General features: G+C 34.8%; 23 protein-coding genes. 7 read left to right on the plus strand and 16 right to left on the minus strand.

Features of this window, described 5'->3' with window-relative positions; all coding sequences use genetic code 11:
* Positions 1 to 15: 15 nt before the first annotated feature.
* The 11 genes from rpsC to rpsL all read right to left on the minus strand — a co-directional run bounded on the left by rpsC (position 16) and on the right by rpsL (position 7,465).
* A complete protein-coding gene (rpsC, locus tag M2326_RS00180; protein ID WP_239868223.1) occupies positions 16 to 765 on the minus strand; it encodes a 30S ribosomal protein S3 in 750 nt (249 codons plus the stop codon).
* A gap of 5 nt (positions 766 to 770) precedes the next feature.
* Complete coding sequence (gene rplV, locus M2326_RS00185) at positions 771 to 1,181, minus strand: 50S ribosomal protein L22 (protein WP_108740330.1); 411 nt, start codon at positions 1,179 to 1,181, stop codon at positions 771 to 773.
* A gap of 6 nt (positions 1,182 to 1,187) precedes the next feature.
* On the minus strand, positions 1,188 to 1,466 hold the full coding sequence (gene rpsS, locus M2326_RS00190; protein WP_007136562.1) for a 30S ribosomal protein S19: 279 nt from the start codon (positions 1,464 to 1,466) through the stop codon (positions 1,188 to 1,190).
* 6 nt (positions 1,467 to 1,472) lie between these two features.
* On the minus strand, positions 1,473 to 2,297 hold the full coding sequence (gene rplB / locus M2326_RS00195) for a 50S ribosomal protein L2 (protein WP_264617547.1): 825 nt from the start codon (positions 2,295 to 2,297) through the stop codon (positions 1,473 to 1,475).
* A gap of 9 nt (positions 2,298 to 2,306) precedes the next feature.
* Entirely contained in the window at positions 2,307 to 2,597 is a 291-nt protein-coding gene (gene rplW / locus M2326_RS00200; protein ID WP_007136564.1) for a 50S ribosomal protein L23, read from the minus strand.
* Positions 2,598 to 2,603: 6 nt separating this feature from the next.
* Positions 2,604 to 3,233, minus strand: a complete 630-nt coding sequence (gene rplD, locus M2326_RS00205) for a 50S ribosomal protein L4 (protein ID WP_264617548.1) — start codon at positions 3,231 to 3,233, stop codon at positions 2,604 to 2,606.
* Positions 3,233 to 3,850, minus strand: coding sequence for a 50S ribosomal protein L3 (gene rplC, locus M2326_RS00210; protein ID WP_264617549.1), 618 nt, complete (start codon positions 3,848 to 3,850; stop codon positions 3,233 to 3,235). The genes rplD and rplC overlap by 1 nt, the downstream gene beginning before the upstream one ends.
* A 155-nt stretch (positions 3,851 to 4,005) precedes the next feature.
* Entirely contained in the window at positions 4,006 to 4,311 is a 306-nt protein-coding gene (gene rpsJ / locus M2326_RS00215; protein WP_007803605.1) for a 30S ribosomal protein S10, read from the minus strand.
* Between the two features lie 10 nt (positions 4,312 to 4,321).
* Entirely contained in the window at positions 4,322 to 6,478 is a 2,157-nt protein-coding gene (gene fusA, locus M2326_RS00220; protein ID WP_264617550.1) for an elongation factor G, read from the minus strand.
* A gap of 10 nt (positions 6,479 to 6,488) precedes the next feature.
* Entirely contained in the window at positions 6,489 to 6,965 is a 477-nt protein-coding gene (rpsG, locus tag M2326_RS00225; RefSeq protein WP_264617551.1) for a 30S ribosomal protein S7, read from the minus strand.
* A gap of 116 nt (positions 6,966 to 7,081) precedes the next feature.
* Positions 7,082 to 7,465, minus strand: coding sequence for a 30S ribosomal protein S12 (gene rpsL, locus M2326_RS00230; protein WP_007136570.1), 384 nt, complete (start codon positions 7,463 to 7,465; stop codon positions 7,082 to 7,084).
* 180 nt (positions 7,466 to 7,645) lie between these two features.
* On the opposite strand from rpsL, the gene M2326_RS00235 reads away from it, so the two are divergent.
* The 6 genes from M2326_RS00235 to rlmB all read left to right on the plus strand — a co-directional run bounded on the left by M2326_RS00235 (position 7,646) and on the right by rlmB (position 16,194).
* Positions 7,646 to 9,346 (plus strand): BamA/TamA family outer membrane protein, encoded by a 1,701-nt coding sequence (locus M2326_RS00235; protein ID WP_264617552.1) that lies wholly within the window; start codon positions 7,646 to 7,648, stop codon positions 9,344 to 9,346.
* Between the two features lie 150 nt (positions 9,347 to 9,496).
* On the plus strand, positions 9,497 to 12,694 hold the full coding sequence (locus M2326_RS00240) for a SusC/RagA family TonB-linked outer membrane protein (RefSeq protein WP_264617553.1): 3,198 nt from the start codon (positions 9,497 to 9,499) through the stop codon (positions 12,692 to 12,694).
* 11 nt (positions 12,695 to 12,705) lie between these two features.
* Complete coding sequence (locus M2326_RS00245; protein ID WP_264617554.1) at positions 12,706 to 14,136, plus strand: SusD/RagB family nutrient-binding outer membrane lipoprotein; 1,431 nt, start codon at positions 12,706 to 12,708, stop codon at positions 14,134 to 14,136.
* A gap of 11 nt (positions 14,137 to 14,147) precedes the next feature.
* Complete coding sequence (locus M2326_RS00250; RefSeq protein ID WP_264617555.1) at positions 14,148 to 14,885, plus strand: DUF5011 domain-containing protein; 738 nt, start codon at positions 14,148 to 14,150, stop codon at positions 14,883 to 14,885.
* 10 nt (positions 14,886 to 14,895) lie between these two features.
* Positions 14,896 to 15,393 carry a lipid-binding protein gene (locus tag M2326_RS00255; protein WP_264617556.1) on the plus strand — a complete coding sequence of 166 codons (498 nt, stop codon included), beginning with the start codon at positions 14,896 to 14,898 and terminating at the stop codon, positions 15,391 to 15,393.
* 66 nt (positions 15,394 to 15,459) lie between these two features.
* On the plus strand, positions 15,460 to 16,194 hold the full coding sequence (gene rlmB, locus M2326_RS00260) for a 23S rRNA (guanosine(2251)-2'-O)-methyltransferase RlmB (RefSeq protein ID WP_264617557.1): 735 nt from the start codon (positions 15,460 to 15,462) through the stop codon (positions 16,192 to 16,194).
* Positions 16,195 to 16,254: 60 nt separating this feature from the next.
* Here rlmB and M2326_RS00265 read toward each other — a convergent pair whose 3' ends face one another.
* Positions 16,255 to 17,016 carry a rhomboid family intramembrane serine protease gene (locus tag M2326_RS00265; RefSeq protein ID WP_264617558.1) on the minus strand — a complete coding sequence of 254 codons (762 nt, stop codon included), beginning with the start codon at positions 17,014 to 17,016 and terminating at the stop codon, positions 16,255 to 16,257.
* A 284-nt stretch (positions 17,017 to 17,300) separates the two neighbouring features.
* Here M2326_RS00265 and M2326_RS00270 point away from each other — a divergent pair, with 284 nt between their 5' ends.
* Positions 17,301 to 18,578 (plus strand): replication-associated recombination protein A, encoded by a 1,278-nt coding sequence (locus tag M2326_RS00270; RefSeq protein WP_264617559.1) that lies wholly within the window; start codon positions 17,301 to 17,303, stop codon positions 18,576 to 18,578.
* 34 nt (positions 18,579 to 18,612) lie between these two features.
* Here the strand turns inward: M2326_RS00270 and M2326_RS00275 are convergent, their stop codons facing one another.
* The 4 genes from M2326_RS00275 to M2326_RS00290 all read right to left on the minus strand — a co-directional run bounded on the left by M2326_RS00275 (position 18,613) and on the right by M2326_RS00290 (position 22,228).
* Complete coding sequence (locus tag M2326_RS00275; RefSeq protein WP_264617560.1) at positions 18,613 to 19,353, minus strand: hypothetical protein; 741 nt, start codon at positions 19,351 to 19,353, stop codon at positions 18,613 to 18,615.
* 34 nt (positions 19,354 to 19,387) lie between these two features.
* Positions 19,388 to 20,077, minus strand: coding sequence for a YjjG family noncanonical pyrimidine nucleotidase (locus M2326_RS00280; RefSeq protein WP_264617561.1), 690 nt, complete (start codon positions 20,075 to 20,077; stop codon positions 19,388 to 19,390).
* A gap of 5 nt (positions 20,078 to 20,082) precedes the next feature.
* Positions 20,083 to 20,775, minus strand: coding sequence for a RadC family protein (radC, locus tag M2326_RS00285; RefSeq protein ID WP_264617562.1), 693 nt, complete (start codon positions 20,773 to 20,775; stop codon positions 20,083 to 20,085).
* Positions 20,776 to 20,872: 97 nt separating this feature from the next.
* Entirely contained in the window at positions 20,873 to 22,228 is a 1,356-nt protein-coding gene (locus M2326_RS00290) for a UDP-N-acetylmuramate--L-alanine ligase (RefSeq protein WP_264617563.1), read from the minus strand.
* Positions 22,229 to 22,270 lie beyond the last annotated feature (42 nt).

A 22,270-nucleotide genomic window follows, 5' to 3' on the forward strand; every position in this document is an offset into this window, starting at 1 on the left:
TCTTTAATTTAAAAATTACTTTCTTTTACGAGCGTCTGGTTTTCCACCTTTATTAAAGTTAGATTTTCCACGAGGAGAATCTCCACCTTTTCCGCCAGCTTGTTTTTTGTCCATTCCAGCAAGTGGAGAAAGATCTCTCTTTCCATAAACTTCACCTTTCATGATCCACACTTTGATACCCATTCTACCATAAGTAGTATGCGCTTCAGCTAATGCATAATCAATATCAGCTCTGAAAGTTGATAAAGGAACTCTTCCTTCTTTGAAACCTTCCGAACGCGCCATCTCAGCACCATTCAAACGACCAGAAATTAAAACTTTGATCCCTTCAGCGTTCATACGCATAGAGGCAGCAATAGCCATTTTAATTGCACGTCTGTAAGAAATACGGCTTTCGATTTGACGACAGATGCTTGTAGCAACTAGATACGCGTCAAGCTCAGGTCTTTTGATTTCAAAGATGTTGATTTGAACCTCTTTATCTGTAATCTTCTTAAGTTCTTCTTTTAACTTGTCTACCTCTTGTCCACCTTTACCGATAATAATACCAGGTCTAGCAGTAGTGATAGTAACGGTTACAAGTTTCAAAGTTCTCTCGATAATTACTTTTGATACACTAGCTTTTGATAAACGAGCATGGATATACTTTCTGATTTTGTGATCTTCAGCGATTTTATCACCGTAATCATTCCCACCATACCAGTTAGAGTCCCATCCTCTGATGATACCAAGTCTATTTCCAATTGGATTTGTCTTTTGTCCCATCTTTATTAAATTGCTTGTGTGTTATTAATAGATCCTAACACGATTGTTACGTGGTTTGAACGTTTTCTAATTCTGTGTGCACGACCTTGTGGAGCTGGACGAAGTCTTTTCAACATCATTCCACCATCTACTCTAATCTCCTTAACAAATAAACCAGCTTCTTCAATACTAGCATCAGCGTTTTTTTGCTCCCAATTGTTGATTGCAGACAAAACTAACTTTTCTAATTTTCTTGAAGCTTCTTTAGAACTAAATCTCAAGATGTTAAGTGCTCTTTCTACCTTCTGACCTCTTACCAAGTCCGCTACTAAGCGCATTTTTCTAGGTGAAGTAGGGCAGTTATTCAATTTTGCGAAAGCAATAGACTTATTAGCCTCTTTTCTCGCATCTGCTGTTTCTCTTTTACGAACTCCCATTGCTTCTTATTTTTTACCTTTATTTTTTGCTCCAGCATGACCTCTAAAAGATCTAGTTGGTGAAAATTCTCCTAATTTGTGACCTACCATGTTTTCTGTTACGTAAACTGGTACAAATTGACGACCGTTATGAACCGCAATAGTTTGTCCAACGAAGTCAGGAGTAATCATAGAAGCTCTAGACCAAGTCTTTACTACCCCTTTATTTCCACCTGCGATGTTTTCTTGAACTTTCTTGTCTAACTTATAATGAACGAAAGGTCCTTTTTTTAATGAACGTGCCATATCTTATTATTTCTTTCTACGTTCTACGATATACTTATTACTCGGGTTTTTCTTAGAACGTGTTCTATAACCTTTTGCTGGTATTCCATTTCTTGAACGTGGATGTCCACCAGAAGAACGACCTTCTCCACCACCCATTGGGTGATCAACAGGGTTCATTGCAACAGGTCTTGTTCTAGGTCTTCTACCTAACCATCTTGATCTACCTGCTTTTCCAGATACTACCAATTGGTGGTCAGAATTAGATACTGCTCCAATTGTAGCCGCACACGTCAACAAGATTAATCTTGTTTCACCTGAAGGCATTTTGATTGTAGCAAATTTTCCATCTCTCGCCATTAATTGAGCAAAAGTTCCAGCAGAACGAGCAATTACTGCTCCTTGACCTGGACGTAACTCAATACAAGAGATTACAGTTCCCAATGGGATTCTGCTTAAAGGTAATGTATTACCAATTTCAGGTTGAGATTCCGGACCAGAAACTAATTTCTGACCAACTTTCAATCCGTTTTGAGCAATAACATAAGTTTTCTCACCATCAGCATAAGCTAATAAAGCGATAAACGCAGTACGATTTGGATCATATTCGATTGATTTCACTGTAGCTGGAATTCCTTCTTTTGTACGTTTGAAATCAATAATACGATATCTCTGCTTGTGACCACCACCTACGTAGCGCATGGTCATCTTTCCTTGACTATTTCTACCTCCAGAGTTTTTTATCGGCGCTATCAAAGAGCGTTCCGGCTTATCAGTTGTAATAGCGTCATAACCATTCACAACTCTAAATCGCTGACCTGGGGTAATAGGTTTTAATTTTCTTACTGACATTTTTCTATCTTAGATATTGTTGTAAAAATCAATTGTTTCTCCTTCTTGTACTTGAACAATTGCTTTCTTAATTGCATTTGTCTTTCCACTGATTAAACCACTTTTAGTGTATTTAGTAGTTCTATCTGGTCTTACATTCATTGTGTTAACACTCAAAATAGTCACACCATAAGCAGCTTCAATAGCTTTCTTAATCTCGACTTTATTTGCTTTTTTGTTAACAACGAATCCAAAACGGTTTAAAACTTCACTTTCTTTGGTTACTTTTTCCGTTACTATAGGTTTAATTATGATACTCATATCCTATTATTTACTTAAATTTTCTTCAATTACTTCCAAAGAACTCTCCAAAAGCACTAAATTATTAGCATTCAAAATAGCATAAGTACTTAATTCTAAGCTACTTACCACGCTTGATGCTTTCAAATTGCGTGACGACAAATATACATTTTTATTTGACTCACCCAATACAAATAGTGATTTTTTATTATCTAACTCTAAAGCCTTCAAAACATTAATGAAATTTTTAGTGCTTGGTGCTTCAAAATTAAAGTCCTCAAGAACGATAATATTTGACTCTTTTGCTTTGATTGAGAAAGCAGATTTTCTCGCTAAACGCTTCAAGCTTTTATTCAATTTGAATGAATAACTTCTTGGTCTAGGTCCAAAAACTCTACCTCCACCTTTAAACAATGGATTCTTAATACTTCCCGCACGGGCAGTACCAGTTCCTTTTTGTTTTTTAATCTTACGTGTACTTCCCGTCACTTCAGCTCTTTCTTTAGCTTTGTGCGTTCCTTGTCTTTGATTAGCTAAATATTGCTTAACATCAAGGTATACAGCGTGATTATTTGGTTCAATTGCGAATACTGAATCAGAAAGTTGTACTTTTCTTCCAGTATCTTTTCCGTTGAAATCTAATACTTTTACTTCCATTACTTCTCGATGATTACATAAGAGTTATTATGTCCAGGAACACATCCTTTAATAACAAGTAGGTTCTTTTCAGCAACTACTTTTAAAACTCTAAGGTTTTGAACTTTTACATTGTCGGTTCCCATTCTTCCAGCCATACGCATTCCTTTGAATACTCTAGACGGATAAGATGACGCTCCTACAGAACCTGGCGCTCTTAGACGGTTATGTTGACCGTGAGTTGCTTGACCAACACCACCAAAACCGTGACGTTTTACAACCCCTTGAAAACCTTTACCTTTAGATACACCTTGTACATCTACAAACTCTCCTTCAATAAAAATAGAAACATCAATAAGATCTCCTAATTTTTTTCCTTCTGCAAACTCCTTGAATTCAACGACTTTTTTCTTAGCTACAGTTCCCGCTTTTTTAAAGTGACCTAAAGCCGCTTTTGTGGAATGTTTCTCGTTTTTGTCATCGAAACCAAGTTGCAACGCTTCGTACCCGTCAACACCTTTGGTTCTGACTTGGGTAACAACGCATGGACCCGCCTCAATTACAGTACAAGGAATATTTTTCCCGTTCTCGTCAAAAAGACTAGTCATGCCGATTTTTCTACCAATTAACCCAGACATAATTATTAATTATTAATTATTAAATATAAAAATAGAACACATCATTTAAGTGAACTCTTATTTTTAAAGTGGTGCAAAAGTATAACTTATTTACACACAATCCAAAAAAAGTTTTCACTTAAACAAAGTGCTCTCAAATTCTCTTACTTAGAAACCTAAACTTTGATTTCTACTTCAACTCCACTAGGCAATTCTAATTTCATCAAAGCATCAATAGTTTTAGATGAAGAAGAATAAATGTCAATCAATCTCTTGTATGACATAACTTCGAATTGCTCTCTTGCTTTTTTATTAACGTGCGGAGAACGTAGAACAGTGAAAAGTTTTTTGTGAGTTGGTAATGGAATTGGACCTGTAACAACTGCACCTGTAGTTTTAACCGTTTTTACAATCTTTTCAGCAGACTTGTCTACCAACATGTGATCGTAAGATTTTAGTTTTATTCTGATTTTTTGACTCATTTTCTTAAAATTAAGCGTTTCCTTTTGCTTTTTTGATTACTGCTTCTGAAATATTAGAAGGCGTTTCAGCGTAGTGTGAAAATTCCATAGTAGAAGTTGCACGACCAGAAGATAATGTTCTCAATGTAGTAACATATCCAAACATTTCTGATAATGGCACATCTGCCTTAATAGTTTTAGCACCATTTCTATCTCCCATGTCATTCACCTGACCTCTACGACGGTTGATATCACCTACGATATCTCCCATGTTTTCTTCTGGTGTAATAACTTCCATTTTCATGATTGGCTCAAGAACAACAGCCCCAGCAGCCTTAGCTACTTCTTTATAACCCATTCTAGCTGCTAATTCAAAAGAAAGAGCATCTGAATCGACAGGATGGAAAGATCCGTCTGTCAAAGTTACTTTTAAACTATCCACTTGATATCCAGCTAAAGGACCAGCCTTCATAGCTTCACGGAAACCTTTCTCTACAGACGGAATATATTCTTTAGGAACGTTACCACCTTTTACAGCATTAACAAACTGCAAGCCAACACCTGGCTTACCATCAACTTCATCAGCTGGCTCTAATTTAAATACGATATCACCGAATTTACCACGACCTCCTGATTGTTTTTTGTAAGTTTCTCTATGAACTGCAGATTTTGTAAAAGCTTCTTTGTATTCAACTTGAGGCTCACCTTGGTTTACTTCAACTTTGAATTCACGTCTCATACGATCTACCAAGATATCTAAGTGAAGCTCACCCATACCAGAAATAATAGTTTGCCCCGAAGCCTCATCAGTTCTAACTGTAAATGTAGGATCTTCTTCAGCTAATTTAGCCAAAGCCATACCCATTTTATCTACGTCAGCCTTAGTTTTAGGTTCAATAGCGATACCAATTACTGGCGCTGGGAATTTCATAGACTCAAGAATAATTGGGTGTTTTTCATCACACAATGTATCTCCAGTTTTAATATCTTTAAAACCAACTGCTGCTCCAATATCTCCAGCTTCGATATAATCGATTGGGTTTTGCTTGTTAGCATGCATTTGGTAGATACGAGAAATTCTTTCTTTGTTTCCTGAACGTGTGTTCAAAACATAAGAACCTGCATCTAAACGTCCTGAATAAGCACGGAAGAAAGCCAAACGACCTACGAATGGGTCAGTAGCAATCTTAAATGCCAAAGCAGCGAATGGCTCTTTAACATCTGGCTTACGCAAGATTTTAGTTTGATCTTCTTCTAAAAGCTCAGCATCATCAGGATGAATCCCTTCGATACCATCTTTATCCATTGGAGAAGGCAAGTATTTACATACTGCATCTAACATGAATTGAACTCCTTTATTTTTAAAAGATGATCCAGCAATCATAGGAATGATAGCCATATCCATTACAGCAGCTCTTAAAGCAATATTAATCTCTTCTTCTGTAATAGAATCAGGGTTTTCCATGTACTTATCAAGCAAATCCTCATCATAATCAGCTACCGCTTCGATAAGAATATCTCTGTATTCTTTTACTTCGTCAACCATATCAGCAGGGATATCTACAACTTCATAAGTTGCTCCCATTCCTGCATCATCCCAAACAATAGCTTGGTTTCTTACTAAATCCACAACACCTCTAAAATCATTCTCTTCACCAATTGGCAAAGTGATCGCTACAGCATTAGATTTAAGCATATCTCTTACTTGTTGACAAACCATCAAAAAGTTAGAACCTTGCCTATCCATTTTATTAACAAATCCGATACGAGGCACTTTGTATTGATCCGCTAATCTCCAGTTAGTCTCAGATTGAGGTTCAACACCATCAACAGCACTAAATAAGAAAACCAAACCATCAAGAACACGTAAAGAACGGTTTACTTCAACTGTAAAGTCAACGTGTCCTGGAGTATCAATAATATTAAAGTGATAAGGCAATGTCTCAGGCAAAACTTTACCTTGAGTAGTTGGAAAATTCCATTCACAAGTTGTAGCAGCAGAAGTAATTGTAATACCTCTTTCTTGTTCTTGTGCCATCCAGTCCATTGTTGCAGCACCATCGTGTACTTCACCAATTTTGTGTGATTTTCCTGTATAGAATAATATACGCTCTGTTGTTGTTGTTTTACCAGCATCAATATGAGCAGCAATTCCTATGTTTCTTGTATATTTAAGTTCTCTAGCCATTTCTTAAGAATTAAAATCTAAAGTGAGAGAAAGCTTTGTTCGCTTCTGCCATTTTGTGAGTATCCATTCTTTTCTTAACAGCAGCTCCTTCTTCTTTAGCCGCAGCTAAACATTCATTCGCTAACCTTTGAGCCATAGACTTTTCGTTTCTTCTTCTTGAATAAAGAATTAACCATTTCATAGCCATAGAGATTTTTCTGTCTGGTCTAATTTGCATAGGAATTTGGAATGTTGCTCCACCAACTCTACGACTACGTACTTCTACGTGAGGCATAACGTTTGTCAAGGCGTCTTTCCATATTTCCAATGAAGGTTTTTCTGCATCTTGCTTTTTAGCCTCAATGATGTCAATTGCATCATAAAAAACTTTAAAAGCTGTTGATTTCTTACCATCCCACATTAGGTTGTTCACAAAACGTGTTACCAATTGGTCATTAAACCTTGGATCTGGTAAAAGTGGTCTCTTTTTTGCCGCTCTTTTTCTCATGTCTTTTTTTTAATAAAAAGTTATAGGTCATAGGATAACTGCTGTGCATTACAAGCACTGAATAACATTCAAATGTAAATGCATAACTATTAACTTATAACTCCTAACGTTTTAAATTACTTTTTTGCTTCTTTTGGGCGTTTAGCACCGTACTTAGATCTTCTTTGCGTTCTTCCTGCTACTCCTGACGTATCAAGGGCACCACGAACGATGTGATATCTAACACCTGGTAAATCTTTTACCCTTCCACCTCTAACTAATACTATCGAGTGCTCTTGTAAATTGTGTCCTTCACCAGGGATGTAGGCATTCACTTCATTACCATTTGTCAAACGTACACGCGCTACTTTACGCATTGCAGAGTTTGGTTTTTTTGGTGTAGTAGTGTAAACACGCGTACAAACCCCTCTTCTTTGAGGACAAGAATCTAAAGCAACCGATTTACTCTTCTTAGTTATCTGAGTTCTTCCTGTTCTTACTAATTGTTGAATTGTTGGCATAATTAATACTAAAATTTTATTATGTAATTTTAATTCCCGCTTTTTACGGGGTTGCAAATGTATGAAATATTTTTTACTCCGCAAACGTTAATTCATTAATTTTCAACAAGATTATTTAGATATTTGATTTTACCTGCAAACAATTGATATTTGCATTACATTTATAAAAATTATAATTTCTTGAAAAAACATATTCTTTTATATCTACTTTTTATCTCAGGACTGACATTATCAGCCCAAAATTTTTATTTAAAAATTAAAGGAAACACCTTAACAGAAACCAGCATCATAGACTCAACAGCATATCAATCCAAACACAGTAATCTAAAAGCCATAAGTCAAGAAATAGAAAAAACTACACAAAAACTATTGAACATTGGATTTATAACAACTATACCAGGAACTATTATAAAAAAAAACGACTCTACTTACACTTCTAGTTTTGTACTTGGAAAGCAAACAAAATACATACATATATATATAGGTACAAATCCAGAATTACGACAATTCATAAACCCTATTAAAAATGACAGCATAACCGTACCTTATATTGAAATAAAAAACTTTCTTTCCTCAACTTTACAAAAAGCAGAAAAAAAAGGGTATGCATTAGCAAAAATAAACCTAAGCAATATTAAAAAACAGCAAAATAACATTAGTGCAAACTTACTATTTACCAGCGGAACAAATCGAATAATAGACGAAATCATAGTAAAACAGGATCCTAATGACAAAAAAAACATATTACCACCAGGACACCTCAAACAATTAAATTTAAAATTTAAAAAACAAATATTCAACAAAAGCACAGTCTTAAACATCTACCAAGACGTTCAAAAATACCGTTTCATGAATCAAATTAAATTTCCCGAAATTCTATTATTACAAGACAGCACTAAAATATACGTTTATCTTGAAAAAAGAAAATCAAATACTTTTGACGGATACCTAGGATTTAACACTGGAGACAACAACAAACTAATCATAAATGGCTACCTAGATCTAAAACTAGAAAACACATTAAATGCTGGTGAACAATTTTCACTATACTGGAAAACCGATGGGAAAAATCAAAAAACATTTACAACCAACTTAGAAGTTCCTTATATTTTCAACTCCAATATTGGTTTGAAAGCACAAATAAACATTTTCAAACAAGATAGTATTTTTCAAAACACAAAAACAGCAGCAGATATAGGATACCTTATAAACTACAATAGCCGTCTGTATATAGGAGTACAGTTTACCGAATCAAGCGATATTCAGAACAGCAATAATACCACAGTAAAAGATTATAAAAACTCATTTTTTACAGCCAATTACGAATATACCAATTACGACTATAATAGACCTTTATTTCCTCAAAAAAGCTCACTCTCTATTAAAACTGGTTTCGGAAAAAGAACCAACAACGACTTATCAGAAAATAGCATCTCCAACAAACAACTTTACATTGACTTAAAAGCAAGCTTTACTTTTCAATTTAATTTAAAAAACTATTTATACCTTAATTTACAAAATTATTTGTTAAAAAGCCCAAGCTATTTCACTAACGAATTATATCGCTTTGGTGGAACAGCCAATATTAGAGGATTTGCAGAAAATAGTTTACAAGCACAATTCCTTACTTCGATAATTACAGAATATAGGTATGTAGTATCTCCTAACCTCTACCTCCACTCTATTTTTGACTATTCAGTATTCAAAGATCCATTTTCTACAACAGACAAAAGTGAAAGCATCACTGGAATCGGCATAGGGCTAGGCATTCAAACAAAAAACGGATTACTAAAATTAACCTTTGCAAATGGAGTCGAAAAACAACAAAAAACAAACCTATCCAACACAATAGTCAGTCTCAATTATAATATTCAGTTCTAAAAAGTTAAAAAAAAGAATTATTTACAACAAAACGCCTTTATTATGTTTAAATCCTAAAACTCATATGCATGCATAAGAATAGCTCCGAATATATTTGGAATGTTAACAAATAATTAAGATGTTTGTAACACTAATTCAAAATTTATTAAAATGAAACTAAAATTCAGTAGAATCTTAGTACTTATCTTAGTACTAACAACGCAATTTATCATTGCGCAAGAAAGAATTGTTTCAGGAGTTGTTTCTGATGATATGGGAATGCCCTTACCTGGAGTAAGCATTCTTGTAAAAGGAACAAAATCTGGTGCACAAACAAATTTTGATGGAAAATATTCCATTAAAGCTTCACCAAAACAAGTTATTATCTTTAGCTACATCGGCATGGAAACTAAAGAGCTAACCGCTAGTTCAGCAACACTTAACGCTAAATTAGTAAGCACTGCAGTACAATTAGAAGGAGCTGTGGTAACTGCTTTTGGTATCAAAAAACAAAAAAGAGCTTTAGCAGCCGGAACGTCTATTGTAACTGGTAAAGAACTTACCGAAGTTAACAATACAAATGTTTTTGAATCATTATCCGGTAAAATTGCCGGTGTTGACATTAGCGCCCCTGCACAAGTTGGAGCATCATCTAAGGTAGTTATTAGAGGGTTTAACTCGTTATCAAGCAGTAGCCCACTTTACATTGTAGATGGAACACCTATTAACAACAATACCTCAAGTTCATCTGAAACTAGTGCGACAAGAACGTATGATGCGGGAACAGGTATTGGAGATGTAGATCCAAACAACATCGAGAGTATGACCGTTTTAAAAGGAGCCGCTGCATCAGCACTTTATGGTTCAAGAGCTGCAAATGGAGTTATTATTATTACAACTAAATCTGGTAAAAATAATCAAAAATTAACCGTAGAAGTAAGCAGTTCATCTGATTTTTCACAAGTTGCAAGGGTACCACACTTACAAAATGAATTTGGACAAGGATGGAATGGAAAATCATGGTCTAATTGGACTGGATCTCCGAACACTGCTAGTAATGAAAATGGTTCATGGGGACCTGCCTTTAATGGTGAAGTTAGACTTCATGGGACTATTATTGACAACCAACAACAAATAAAACCTTATGTAGCACTTGAAAATAATCTAAGGGACTTCTTCACAATCGGACATACATTTACAAACAGCGTAAGACTTAGTGGTGGAAGTGAAAATTCAAATTTCTCTATCAATTATACTGATGTTAACTCTGATGGAATAATACCTACAAATGCTGATGCGTATTTAAGAAAGACATTTGGTGTAAATGCAGGAATAAAAGGAAAAAAACTAAGTGTAAAAACTAGTATAAACTATGTTAAGAAGGACCAAAATGCTGTAAATACAGGGCAAGGTTCTGCTTCAGGTCAAGGTAACACACTTATGCAAGAGTTATTGCAAATACCTAGAGATATTAGTGTAGTTGATCAAAAAGACTATATAAACAATCCTTATGCAACATCTAGTAATTTCTTTACACCATATTCATCTAATCCATATTTTGTAGTAAATGAAAACTCTACTAAAATTGATGGAAACAGGTTATATGGTAATGTAAATTTCAACTATCAATTTAACGAAAAATTATCTCTTAGCTACCAAGTAGGTGGAGATTATGGAGTTGAAAAACTAAAATCTTACGGTGCAATCATAAACTTCACTCCGGGATCTGCACAAGATAATGCAGCGACAATCCCAACGGTTGGTGGTGTAACAGAAAACACTAGAGAGAATGTACAATTTGACTCTAACATGATTTTAAGCTACAATACAACAATTAATGATGACATCAATATTACTTCTTTTATAGGATTTAATACAAATCAAAGGAAAAATAGTTTATTACAAGCTTCTATAACAAACTTAGATATTCCTGAATACTATGAATTATCAAACTCATCTGTTAAACCACAAGTTGTACAAAACAATTTGTTTAGAAAGAGTTTTGGTGCTTTTGGATCTGTTGAAACAGCATACAAAAACCGTTATTTTTTAACAGTAACAGCTAGAAATGACTGGTCGTCAACTTTACCACAAGGAAATAATTCATACTTTTATTCATCTGCTGCATTAAGTGCAATCGTATTAGACGCTCAAGACTATTTCTTAAAAATAAGAGCATCTTATGCCGAAATTGGTAAAGATACTGATCCATACCAAACTCAAACAGCATTAATATCCGGGAATGCATCATTAGGATTCGGAAACATATTCTTGCCTATTGGAGGAGTTAATGGATACGAGTTCTCATCAAATTTAGGAAATAAAGATTTGGTACCTGAAAGAACAAACGAAATCGAGTTCGGTTTTGAAACTAGTTTATTTAATAAAAGAGTTTTTCTTGATGGATCATTTTATAGTAGAACAACAAATGATCTATTATTCAAAAGACCTTTACCAACATCAACAGGATATGCGACACAAACTGGAAACATATTAGATGTACGTAATCAAGGGGTTGAATTACTTTTAAATGTTGTTCCTGTAAAAACAAATGACTTTAAATGGGATATCACCACAACATTTACTAAAAACGTAGGTGAAGTACTGAATATCGCTGGTGGAGTAGAAAAATTAAATTTAGCTAGTAACTATGGAGTAACTTTTAATGCAGTTAAAGGACAACCATTAGGAGTGTTTTCAGCAAAAGTCCCTGTAGTAAATGAGCAAGGACAATATGTTGTTGATCCAGCAACTGGGTTTTACAAAATAACAAATGATGAACAAAATATCGGAAATGCACAAAGAAAATTCGTAATGGGTTTGAAGAATGTATTTACCTATAAAAACATTGCCTTAGCAATGGGACTTGATTGGAAACAAGGTGGGAAAATGTACTCTTATACTAAGAGACTATCTAACTTTGTCGGAAATGGAATAGAGACTACATACAATGACAGAAACACATTTATTGTTCCAAATTCAGTTAATGAGGTAACCAATAGTGATGGAGCAGTAACAGGCTATACCGAAAACACAAAAGAAGTAAGCATTGGTGAAATTGCAAATTTCTATAATACAACTAATAATCCTGGAATCGAGCAAACACATGTAATTGATAAAACTTTTGTTAGACTAAGAGATGTGTCATTGACATATACCCTTAACTCAGAATTAGTTAAAAGATTGGGATTAAGTAGAGCATCATTCAGCCTATATGGTAAAAATTTAGCCTTATGGACTCCTAAAGATAATCCATATGTAGATCCAGAATTATCAACTTTTGGAACAGGATTATTAAGTGAGCAAGGTGAATTTGGAACTAACCCTTCACAGAGAAGTTATGGTGCTAGCATCAAACTAACATTTTAAAAAGAAAGAAAATGAAAAAATTTATAATAAGTATATTAGTTATTTCAGCAACATTTACCGCCTGTAATACCGACCTAGACATCAATGCAGATCCAGATTCACTAAATCCTATAAATGCGCCTCTTTCGGCACAATTACCTGCAGGTATAATTGGAGTGATTGGTTCAGAGGGAGCTCCATTAGCCATTATTGGGGGAGTTTGGTCTCAGTATTGGACACAAAGTAATTCTGCAAACCAGTATAAAAACATAGATAATTATTCGATTGGAACATCAGACTTCAACTATGCTTGGGACGGAATGTATGATGCATTGGGAGACATTAGAAACATTAAAAGAAGAGCCTTGGTTGAAGAAAACTGGAACTACTTCTTAATAGCTACTGTTCTTGAAGTACAAGCATCTCAAGTATTAACCGATTTTTACGGATCAATACCATATAAAGAAGCTAATGACATTACTTTATTAAATCCTAAATTTAATACAGGAGAAGAGGTTTACACTTTCATGATAGACGATTTGAATTTAGCACTTTCAAAAGATCTATCTTCATCTAAAGGTAGTATTCCTGCCAAAGATGATTTATTATTTGCAGGAGACATGAGTGAATGGACAAAATTCGCGAACACTTTAAAACTTAAAGTATTCATGAGACAGTCTAACAGTAGTAGAGCTTCAATTGCAAGCGCTGGAATAACAGCAATGATAACAGCCGGAACAGAATTCTTAACAGTTGATGCAGGAATGGACCAATTTAAGAATGAAGTGAATCAAAGTAACCCTTTGTTTGAATTTAATAATAGAAAATTAAATGTCGCTACAAATTTAAGAATGAGTACAACATTAGCTTCTTATTTTGACGCTAACGCAGATAGTAGAAAAGCAGCATATTATCTTCCAGGAAACTCCCTAAATCAAGGAGATTACAACAACCCAGTTGGCGCTGGAACAATAGCAATTGTAAAACTAAGCGCTTTTACACCCGCATTTTTATTGAGTGCAGAAGAAAGCTACTTTCTACAAGCAGAAGCTATGGAAAGATATAATTCTGGAACAGGTGCAAAAGAATTATACGAAGCTGCTGTAAATGCAAACTTTGCAAGATATGGATTAACTGCAGATACATTATTGGCAGGAGCATATGCTTACCCAACAGGAACTCTTGAACAAAAAATTGAAGCAATCATCACACAAAAATGGATTGCAAGCTTTCCTGGTAATGGTTTTGAAGCCTTTTTTGAAAAAAATAGAACTGGATATCCTAAAACATCTACTGTTTACCAAACAAGTGCTTCCTATATTGCAGGACAATTTGTTTATTCTTTAAATGGTGCAACAAATGGATTATTTCCACAGCGATTAGCATATCCTTTAACAGAAAGAAATGCAAACCCAAACACACCAGTATTACAACCAATAACAACTGCCATTTGGTGGAAATAAAATATAAAATTATGAGAAAAATAATCATCGCTATTTTTATTGCAAGCTCACTTTTTACTGCTTGTTCTAATGTAGAAACGGACAATTTATCACAAATAACAACATTTGCAGTTTTCACTATTACTGGAGACAATCCCTATTTTGTAAAACAAGGATCTACATATGTTGATCCAGGAGCAGTAGCAAAAGAAGGATCAAAAGTAGTACCAACTGTAACGACAGCTCTAGGAAAATACAGAGGATCAACTACTCTTGACACTTCAATAATGGACGAGTATGCTGTTACTTATAGCGCTACAAACTCTGACGGATTTGTTGGAAAAGGGTCTAGAAAAGTAATTGTATATAAAACTGGAGATTTAATTAATAGTATCGAAGGTGTTTACACAAGTACTATTTTGAGAAACGGTACAAATGATGGAGATTCTTATATTGACATCGAATACATCTATATTTGGAAAAATACAGACGGAACATATCAAATATCTGATTCATTTGGAGGCTGGTATGAGTTTGGTAGAGCAATCGCTCATAGTGAATCTCCAGGAGGAATTATTAAAGCGATTGATATCCCAACCAATAACTTTACCTTTCCAGGAACGCAAACAAATTCTTACTTTGGAGGAACAGTAAATATAACGGGATTAACGGTTAATCCTATTACAAAGAAATTAGTCTTGAATACTACCTGGGTTACAGGTACAACAACATATAATTTCTTAGCAACATTAACTCAAGTTCAACTTTAATATCATAAAAATGAATATAGTAAAAAACAATATAATAAAACTCCTTCTTGGCTTTCTTGTCTTCGCCTCTTTTGCATCATGTGACGAAGGTGGAAACCCAACTGCAGGAGGTACATCTACAGAAGCATATGCTGGAGATTGGTATATACAAATTACCAATACAACTGGAGATATAGAAGTAGATTATTCTTTACATTCTACATATAACACCGCTGCCAATGACAATACAATGTGGATTGATGATGCAAAACATGGTTGGTATTTAAAATCTAAAGTAACAATGGATCTTGCGAAAGGTACATTCACAGCTACAGCAGTACCCAACTTACTTGAAGATGGAACAACAGTAACTATCACTGATGGTAAAATTGAAAAAGGTGCTGGATTATCTAAAGCAGGACATGTAGTAGATAAAATATCATTTAAAGCTACATTTAGCTATGATCCAACAAAAGTTTTGATTTATACTGGACATAAAAGAACAGGATTCTTAGAAGATGAATATTAGACTACTGAATATCTAATTTTTTAAAACCATCAGCTTTCGCTGATGGTTTTTTTATATCTTTGTACCATGGAAAAAGAACATCAAATATTTGGAATAAGAGCGATAATTGAAGCAATTCAAGCGGGTGCTACTGTAGATAAAGTATATATTCAAAAAGAAGCTTCGGGCGAATTGATGAAAGACTTAATGAAAGTTTTGAAACGAGGCAATATCAATTTTTCTTACGTTCCAGTTGAGAAATTAAATAGATTAACACCAAACAATCATCAAGGTGCAGTTGCAAGTATCTCTCCTATTTCCTTTTTTGATTTGGAGACTTTGATTGAGACAGTATTAGAAAATGGAAAAGCTCCATTGTTTTTAATATTAGATCAAATATCAGATGCTCGTAACTTTGGTGCTATAATACGTACTGCTGAATGTACAGGCGTGAATGGAATTATTGTTCAAAAGTCGGGATCGGCTCCTGTAAACGGAGATACTGTAAAAACTTCTGCAGGTGCAGTATTTAATATTCCGATTTGTAAAGTGGAACACATTAAAGATGCTATTTTCTTACTACAAGCAAGTGGTATTAAAACCGTAGCTGCAACAGAAAAAACAGACAAGAACATATATGACATCTCATTAAATGAAGGAGTCGCTATCATTATGGGATCTGAAGATCGAGGTGTTAATCCATCGGTTCTTAAAATCGTTGATGAAAAAGCAAAATTACCTATGTTTGGAACTATCGGGTCACTGAATGTATCTGTAGCTTGTGGTGCTTTTTTATACGAAGCAGTAAGACAGAGAAGTTAAATTCCCTAGCCTCTGAAATGAGAACTAGATACTTTGGAAATAAATACAATCTAAAACGAATTAGAACTCTGCTTCTGATTCGTTTTTTTTATTTTCTACTAATTCATAATTAACATTCCAATTGGAATAAAAATATTCCTCAGGAACAGGTTCTGGAATTGGAAGATTCACAAAATTTCCATTTTCATCGAAGCGTTGCATGAATTTATCTCCAGAAGGATCATATTCTGGACGTTCCCAATCGTATTTAATAATTTTTTGATGTTCGGGTGTCTTTTTTATAAAAGCTAATATCAAACCCGTAATTAATCCTGCAAGGTGTCCTTCCCAAGAGACCACTTCATCTACCTTGGGGAACACATACCATACCATTCCGCCATAGACCATGATAACTGTTAACGACAATGCTACTAATCGATAATATTTACTGAGGATACCTTTGAAAAAAATATAACTAAACAGTACATATATCAATCCACTGGCCCCAATATGGTAACTAGAACGACCGATTAACCAAGTTCCTAAACCTGAAAATAGGATTCCGAGAACAATTATTGCAGTCGATTCTTTGGCATAAAAAAATTGAAGTGCAGCCAATAAAACGAACAGCGGCAAAGAATTATTATACAAATGACTTAAATCGGCATGGATAAATGGACTAAATATTACTCCTTGTAAACCCGAAAATGTTCTTGGATAAATTCCGTTTTCTATAAAATCGTAATCAAATCGTATTTGGAGCCAATATACTACCCAGAGGGAAAGCACAAAAAAAAGTGGTACCCCCCAAACACTATTGGAATATTTAATATCATTGTCCATAAATTATTCTTTGCAATAAAGGAATCAATAATGTAACCAAAAAGGACAATTGTGCAATTATGTCATACTATGTGACTATTGACTCCTCTTTTTGCCATAATTGCCCTTGAGAACACGAGTCCATTTTAGCTCCGATCGAAACGGCATATTTATATAACTCTTTTTTGAGATATAAAAGATATAGTGTAGAGCGGGAATAGCTCCAAATTAAAAATAGAATCCTTAATTTTGTTGTATCCTACTTTTATATAGGATTACCAATTTATATATTTTACAATAAAAAAATGGAAGCACCATTAGCAGAACGTATACGTCCACAATCCTTAGAAGAATACATAAGCCAAGCGCACCTTGTGGGACCCAATGGCTCGTTAACACATCAAATAGGAAGAGGCCTCATCCCTTCACTACTATTGTGGGGACCTCCTGGAACTGGTAAAACTACTTTGGCCCAGATTATTGCACAAGAATCTAAGCGACCCTTTTATGTATTGAGCGCCATCAACTCGGGGGTAAAAGACATTCGAGAAGTGATTGACAAGGCAAAGCAGAGTGGTGGTTTGTTTACGACCAAAAACCCCATTTTGTTTATTGATGAGATCCACCGGTTTAGTAAATCACAACAGGATTCTTTATTGGCAGCGGTCGAAAAAGGTTGGATTACATTGATTGGGGCTACGACTGAAAACCCGAGTTTTGAGGTAATACCAGCTTTACTCTCTCGCTGTCAGGTCTATATATTAAATCCGTTCACAAAGGAGGATTTATTAGCTTTATTGAACAGAGCTTTAAAAACGGATCCTTATTTAAAGGCTAAGAGTATAGAATTAACCGAAACAGAGGCTTTAATGCGTCTTTCTGGTGGTGATGGCCGTAAGCTATTAAATATTTTTGAATTGGTCATAAATGCTTCTTCTGGCGACAAAATTAAAATTACAAACGAGCGTGTGTTGCAATTGGCACAACAAAATACGGTTTTGTATGACAAAAGTGGTGAACAGCATTATGATATTGTTTCGGCTTTTATAAAATCGATTCGAGGGAGTGATCCCAATGGTGCCGTTTATTGGCTGGCCAGAATGATTGAAGGTGGCGAAGACGTGAAATTTATCGCAAGACGAATGCTTATTGCTGCTAGTGAAGATATTGGAAACGCCAACCCAACAGCATTGATTATGGCCAACAATACGTTTCAGGCTGTGACTACAATTGGTTATCCAGAGAGTAGAATTATCTTGAGTCAGTGTGCCATTTATTTGGCAACTTCTCCTAAAAGTAATGCGAGTTATATGGCTATCAATCAAGCACAGCAATTGGTAAAACAAACTGGCGATTTATCGGTGCCTATTCATTTACGAAATGCACCAACAAAATTAATGAAAGAATTGGGTTATGGTGATGAGTATAAGTACTCACATGACTATGTAAACAATTTTGAAGTACAAGAATACTTACCCACAGAATTAACTGAAACTGTCCTGTACAATCCAGGTCAAAATTCTCGTGAAAATACAACACGAGAATTTTTGAAAAATCGATGGAAAGGTAAGTATGGGTATTAAGCCTTTGACTACTATCCTTCAACTGGTTTGCTAATTAGAATTTTACCGCTATTACTTCAGATACTAAAGTACCGTTTTGATACGAATCAAAAAACCATTGATTATCTTTGAGTGATAATACCCCTTGAATATCTCCCTTGATGGCGATGAAAGAATTTGGATTTCCAGTTTTCATTAATTTCATGACTACTTTGGGTGTTTTATCAATTAACTGGTAACCCGTTTGTGTGGGTTGTGCATACAATACATCTGCAGCTGAATTGGTCACAACGGTAGAAATGGGGGTATTGACAACAACAGCTTTTACTGTTTCGACTTGATTTGTAACTATAGCTTTTGCAGCTACTGGTTTCCCACTGTATTTATATTCTAATTTGTAAACCGATTCGAACGCATCATTCAGAGCTTCTTTATAGGCTTCGCCATAATCTTTTTCTTTACTTTTACCGACTTCTGAAGTGTACACCACTTTTCCATAACAGTCTTTAAATTCAATGTATAATTTTGTAGTCAAGAAACCAGAATCTTTTACTACATCTACATTAAGTACACTACAGCGATCTGGAAACTCGTTTGCAAAATTTACGTTTGAATAAATACCTACAAACCCAGCTTTTTCTAAATTGAATTTGGTTAAGGTCGATAGTCTGTACTGATTGTCTTCACTTTGAAAACTATATCTCACAGGGATTATCACAGCTGCATAATCATTGATTGATTGTGCAAAAAGAGAATTCGATAGGATAGCAAAGAGTAGTATTAATTTCGTTTTCATATTTAGTTTAATTATTGTTATTATAGTTGTCATTTTATAAATATTTTTTCAGGTCTAATAAGTGATTCACTTGTTTGATACTTGTGTGAATCTCTGGATTACTTTCTCCAAAATAAATGGCATCCAAACCTACATCCAAAGCACCTTGAATATCTGCATCTAGAGAATCACCGATCATAATACTATTTTCTTTAGTTGCATTTGCTAAATTCAACGCATATTCAAAAATAATAGGATTTGGCTTTTTGACTCCCGCCATTTCAGAATTAGTGATAGTTGCAAAAAAGGGTGTCAATTGGGAATTAGTCATTTTACGACATTGCACCTCAGCAAAACCATTCGTAATGATATGCAGTGTATATTTGGATTGTAAATACTCCAAAATTTCAATAGCACCATCAAAAAGATGATTGCTATCTGGTAGTATATCGATATATTGATCTGAAATAAAATCAATTTCTTGGTCTGTAATCGAATATTTTAAGGCATCAAAAGAGAATTTTAAACGATTATAACGAAGTTCTTGATGAGTTATTTTATCATACTGAAATAATTTCCAACACGATTGATTGATTGGTACATATTCTTTGATAAAAGTATCAATTTGAATACTTGGATGCCTTTCGGCGAAAATGGTTGCGAAAGCTAGTGTCGAATTTTTATCAAAATCCCAAAGGGTATGATCCAAATCAAAAAAAATGTCTGTTATGTGTGGTAATGTCATATTGCTTAAAAAATTCCTTCATCTACAAAGCTAAAGTAATTATTCTCGGTAACAATCAAATGATCCAAAACTTTAACTTCTAGGCTATCACCTGCCATTTTTAACTTTCGAGTAATATTCTTATCTGCTTCACTAGGCACCAAAGTTCCTGAGGGATGATTGTGGCACAAAATAAGTGATACTGCTCCTAGTTCCAAAGCATTCTTAAAAACTAAGCGTACATCTACGAGCGTACCTGTAATACCGCCAATACTCAATTGTCTTTTGGAAATGATTTTGTTTGAATTATTGAGATACAAAATCCAAAATTCTTCGTGTGGTAATTCCCCAATGATGGGTTGCATGATTTCGAATACTAATTTGCTTGAAGTTACCTTGGTCAATTCTACAGCATCCTCTGCCCTCCGTCTACGACCAAGTTCTGATGCCGCCATGATCGAAATTGCTTTAGCCTCTCCGATCCCTTTAAACTCGGTTAACTGAGTTAATGTCATTTTACCTAAAGCATTTAGGTTTCCGCCTACTGAATTTAGGATTCGTTTGCTTAACTCCACCGCGGATTCATTTCGGCTACCCGAACCAATAAGAATGGCAATCAGCTCTGCATCACTCAAAGCATTTTTACCTTTGAGCATCATCTTTTCGCGAGGTTTATCATCCTCGGACCAGTGGGTAATTGGGAAATGATTGTTTTCCATAACGTAAAAAAATCAGTAGTTTATAGTATAGCGAACCAAACATAAAACTACTAATTTTTAAAACACAACCTCTTTTTATTTTCGACTTATAAAAACATTATAGCATTAAAGCTTTTACCTCGTCAAAATTCAATCCACCATAGTTTCCTGAACTCATTAATAGCAATGCCGAATTGTCAAATTGCAAACTAAACAAGTATTCTTTAAAAGCCACTGGGTTGGTATAGATAATTAAATCTTTTCGATTAAAAGCGGTTGCGATTTGCTCATAGGTTACCTCTTCTAGCTGCTTAATTTTCACAGCATCTGGCGAGTAGAAAACAACAGCTACATCTGCATACTCTAAAGCGCCCTCATATTCTTTTAAAAATTCAGCATTCAAACTACTGTAGGTATGCAGCTCGAGACATGCAATAAGTTTTCGATCTGGGTATTGTTCTTTTACAGCTTTGGTGGTTGCCGCTACTTTACTTGGTGAATGTGCAAAATCTTTGTAAGCCACCTTGCCTTTGCTTTCACCGATTTTCTCCAAACGTTTTGACGCGCCTTTAAAACTAGAGATAGCTTCATAAAATTCGGCTTCATCCACACCCATATTTTGGCAAATCCATTTTGCGCCTGCCAAATTATTCAAATTATGCGCTCCAAACACTTCAATAGGCATATCGCCTTCTGGCGTTTCTAGCAAAGTGGTTCCGTTTTCTACTTTATAATTTGGTGTTGTGTATGGTAATTTTCGAATAGGATTCCCAGCTGCTTCAGACACATGTTTTACTTCGTGATCTTCTTCATTATAGACTAAGATTCCACCGTTGGTGATTTTCGCAACAAAAATTTCAAATTGCTCTACATAATTCTCATAGGTAGGAAAAACATTGATATGATCCCACGCAATTCCAGAGATCAAAGCAATATTAGGTTGGTACAAATGAAATTTTGGACGTCTATCAATTGGTGATGACAAATATTCATCTCCTTCGAGCACCATAAAATCATTTTTTTCTGTAAGGTGTACCATTGTATCAAAACCTTCCAACTGTGCGCCTACCATATAATCAACTTCGATATTATGGTAATGCATCACGTGCAAAATCATTGAAGTAATCGTTGTTTTACCGTGCGATCCACCGATAACAACACGAGTCTTGTTCTTGGATTGTTCATACAAAAATTCTGGATACGAATATATTTTCAAACCTAGCTCTTGTGCTTTCAACAATTCTGGGTTATCGGCTTTGGCGTGCATTCCTAGAATAATAGCTTCAATATCATTCGTGATTTTTTCGGGATACCATCCTAGCTCTACCGGCAGTATTCCTTTTTTGTCCAAACGAGATTTTGATGGTTCAAAAATTGCATCATCACTCCCTGTAACCTGATATCCTTTGTTGTGTAGTGCCAAAGCTAGATTGTGCATTGCGCTCCCTCCAATGGCAATAAAATGTGTTTTCATTATTTATTCTTTATAAGTTGTTGCCTAATTGATGGTTATCAA

This window comes from Flavobacterium psychraerolatum (assembly GCF_025960985.1).
Taxonomy (GTDB): Bacteria; Bacteroidota; Bacteroidia; order Flavobacteriales; family Flavobacteriaceae; genus Flavobacterium.